The 3,074-nt window shown below is 49.2% G+C and carries 2 protein-coding genes and 1 pseudogene; all 3 read right to left on the minus strand.

From position 1 onward, the window contains the following. Positions 1 to 634: 634 nt before the first annotated feature. Positions 635 to 2,386 carry a CHAT domain-containing protein gene (locus AS151_RS03665; protein WP_071515710.1) on the minus strand — a complete coding sequence of 584 codons (1,752 nt, stop codon included), beginning with the start codon at positions 2,384 to 2,386 and terminating at the stop codon, positions 635 to 637. A 111-nt stretch (positions 2,387 to 2,497) separates the two neighbouring features. Then, positions 2,498 to 2,644: pseudogene (locus tag AS151_RS23205) on the minus strand (tetratricopeptide repeat protein); the annotation flags it as partial. Further along, on the minus strand, positions 2,620 to 3,074 hold a 455-nt coding region (locus AS151_RS21920; RefSeq protein WP_170861302.1), incomplete at its 5' end, for a tetratricopeptide repeat protein. The pseudogene AS151_RS23205 and the gene AS151_RS21920, both read right to left, overlap by 25 nt.

Below are 3,074 nucleotides of genomic sequence, written 5' to 3' on the forward strand. Positions count from 1 at the left end.
TTTTTTTAGAATTTCCCCCCGAAAATGAAACAGCCCTGCTTGTAAAGGGGGACGGTTCGGGTTATGTTTGTGGTTTAGCAATATTTGATTTCGTATCATACCATTTTCTGAAAAAAAAAATACAACAATTATCTGAATTTTTCCAATTGCCCTGGTAGAGGTGCTCACGCGTTACGTCCCTACAAAAATGCCTCTGTTATCTATTGCATACTATTCAGGAAATGGTATACTTATATGAAATCCGGCTGTAGACTTGATTTACTTCCACCAATGTTCAATTAGGTATAACCCCCTGTTGTCCCCCTTGTAAAGGGGGACGGTTCGGGTTATGTTTGTGGTTTAGCAATATCTGATTTCGTATCATACCATTTTCTGAAAAAAATACAACAATTATCTGAATTTTTCCAATTGCCCTGGTAGAGGCGCTCACGCGTTGCGTCCCTAAAAAAATGCCCCTATTATTTCTTGCAGACTATTCAGGAAATGGTATACTTGAATGTACTTTTATAAATCATTTTTGAATTTTTTCTTGACACTTACTGAAATCCGATACTCCCAAGCTCCCATGCTCCCAAGCTCCCATGCTCCCAAGCCCCCAAGCTCCCACGCTCCCACGCTCCCATGCTTCCAGTTATCAAAATCCGCCGGAAATGGTAAACGCTGCCCAGTAGTAGGGATGTTGGAAGGGGCGATGTTGGCGTTTTTGGGAGGTGTCTAGCTGTTCGAGATGGTGCAATTGGCTATCAAGAAAGGGTTTTAAACCATCGCTTTTGGATATTCTTTTTTGCAGCCAGCGGTAGTAGCGTTCCTGGTGGGCTTGGGTGAGATAGCGGATTTTGTGAGTGGCTTTTTGTAGGGCGGTGGCGGGCAGTTGTCCTTTTTGTAGGTAGCGGTAAAACCAAACAGCTATCCAACTGCTGGCTTCGGAAGGAACGTACCACAGGGTACTGACAACCCGGGAAACGCCTCTGTCGAGGAAGGCACTGGCTAGACCCACGTATTCGGTTTCGATGTCAAGGCTACCGGTTATGCCGGTTTCGCAGGCGGAGAGGCTGACGAGAAAATAATGGCTTAAATCGAAGTTTTGTAAGTCGGCGACGGTGAGTTGGTCTGCGCCGGCTAATGCGAGGGAGGATTTTTGGGGATGGTGTAAGTTGTGTTGGGCGTGACCGGTGAAATGCAGGCAGTTGTGGGACTGGGGAAGGGCGGTTTGGATGTTGTTGGCGGTGGCAGTGTGGCTGGCGAGGCGCGTGGTTTGGGAAAACAGTTGGGTGATGAGATGGGATTCGACTTGGGCGGTTTCTAGGTCGTTGTTGGGATGTTCGATGCTTAGCAGGGAATGGGTGGCGGTGGTGGTTTCTGGGGAACGTTGGTGGTAAAATTCGGCGCTGGGAAGGTAGGCGATGGTGAAGGTTTCGGGAAAGAGGTCATGCAGGGGCAAGCGGTGCAAATCCCGATGGGGAACCAGCAGCAGGCGCGATACTTGCAGTTGGGCAACAATGTCGTCGATGCGCAGAATTTGGTACAGTTGTTGCAGGCGCGATGCCATGTTTTGCCGCCAGGAATGGTTGGAATTGCCAGTTTTGCCGGCTTTTTTGCCGTAGTCTTGATAGTCTCGGTTCCATTCTTGCAGCCAGGTTTGGAATTGTTGGTGCTGTTGCTGCAACGAATCCCACAAGGCATCGCCGGAAAGTTCCTGCCCCAAAACTTGGGGAATGGTGGCACCGGGCTGTAAAATAAAGGTTGCCAGTAAGTTGCCGCTATCGTGCCAGGCAACCAAGGCAGTATCTTCGCCTAAGTTCGGTACAATTTCGCTATAGCTGCGGGTCAAGTCGTGGGTTCCCGGGTGCAGCAGCCAAGTAAGATTCTGATTTTTGTTCAATTCTGCCGACTGCCAAGCTTGCCCCCAGTTACCTTCTTGCAACCAAAAGTCTACCGACCACAACTTGAAGTTCATAAATTTCAGTTGCAATTGGGCAACGCCGTATTTGCCTTGGCTGCGATAGCGTTGGTTGACCAACTCCTGCAAGCAAGCGACTCCATGTTGCTGCCATTGTTTGGCTTGTTGGCGCTGTCTCAACCCTAGTAAGGCTTTCATGAAATCTCGCACGACTTCTAAATGGTATTCGGGATAGGCATCAAAGGTGAGCGTTTCCAAGGCTTGCTCGTATTCGGAGACGGCTTTGTGGAAATAGGAACCAGCATAGGTTTGTTTTTTGCCATAAATGAAGTGTGCCCGAGCCATGTGGTAATGCAGCCTACCCCAGCCTTTGGGATGGGTTTGGCGCTGGCAGTATTGCAAGCCGACTTCATAGCTAGCCAGTTCGCCTGTATATCCCGCTTTCTGGAGTTGGGGATGCTGTACTGTAATTGTTGTCGCTACCAATTCTTGTAGTGACCGAGTGGTAATATTTCTTACTGTCTGACCACGATTTGCCCAGGCTCCGTAGTAATCGGGTTGGATTTGTAAGGCTCGGTCATAACTAGCTAGCGCTTCTTCCTTTCTTCCTAAATCGTCTAGGGCAACGCCCCGTCCGTTCCAGGCTTGGTAGAAATCGGGTTGGATTGGTAAGGCTCGGTCATAACTAGCTAGCGCTTCTTCCTTTCTTCCTAAATCTTTTAGGGCATTGCCCCGGTTTTCCAGGCTTGGTAGTCATCGGGTTGGATTTGTAAGGCTCGGTCAAAACTGGCTAGCGCTTCTTCCTTTCTTCCTAACTCGTATAGGGCAGCGCCCCGATTGTTCCAGGCTTGGTAGTCATCGGGTTGGATTTGTAAGGCTCGGTCACAACTGGCTAGCGCTTCTTCCTTTCTTCCTAAATCGTCTAGGGCATGGCCCCGGTTGTACCAGGCTTTGTAGTCATCGGGTTGGATTTGTAAGGCTCGGTCAAAACTGGCTAGCGCTTCTTCCTTTCTTCCTAACTCGTATAGGGCATGGCCCCGTCCGTTCCAGGCTTTGTAGAAATCGGGTTGGATTTGTAAGGCTCGGTCACAACTAGCTAGCGCTTCTTCCTTTCTTCCTAAATCTTTTAGGGCATTGCCCCGTCCGTTCCAGGCTAGGTAGTAATCGGGTTGGA

Origin of the sequence: Geitlerinema sp. PCC 9228 (genome assembly GCF_001870905.1) — a bacterium.
In the GTDB taxonomy this organism is placed as follows: Bacteria; Cyanobacteriota; Cyanobacteriia; order Cyanobacteriales; family PCC-9228; genus PCC-9228.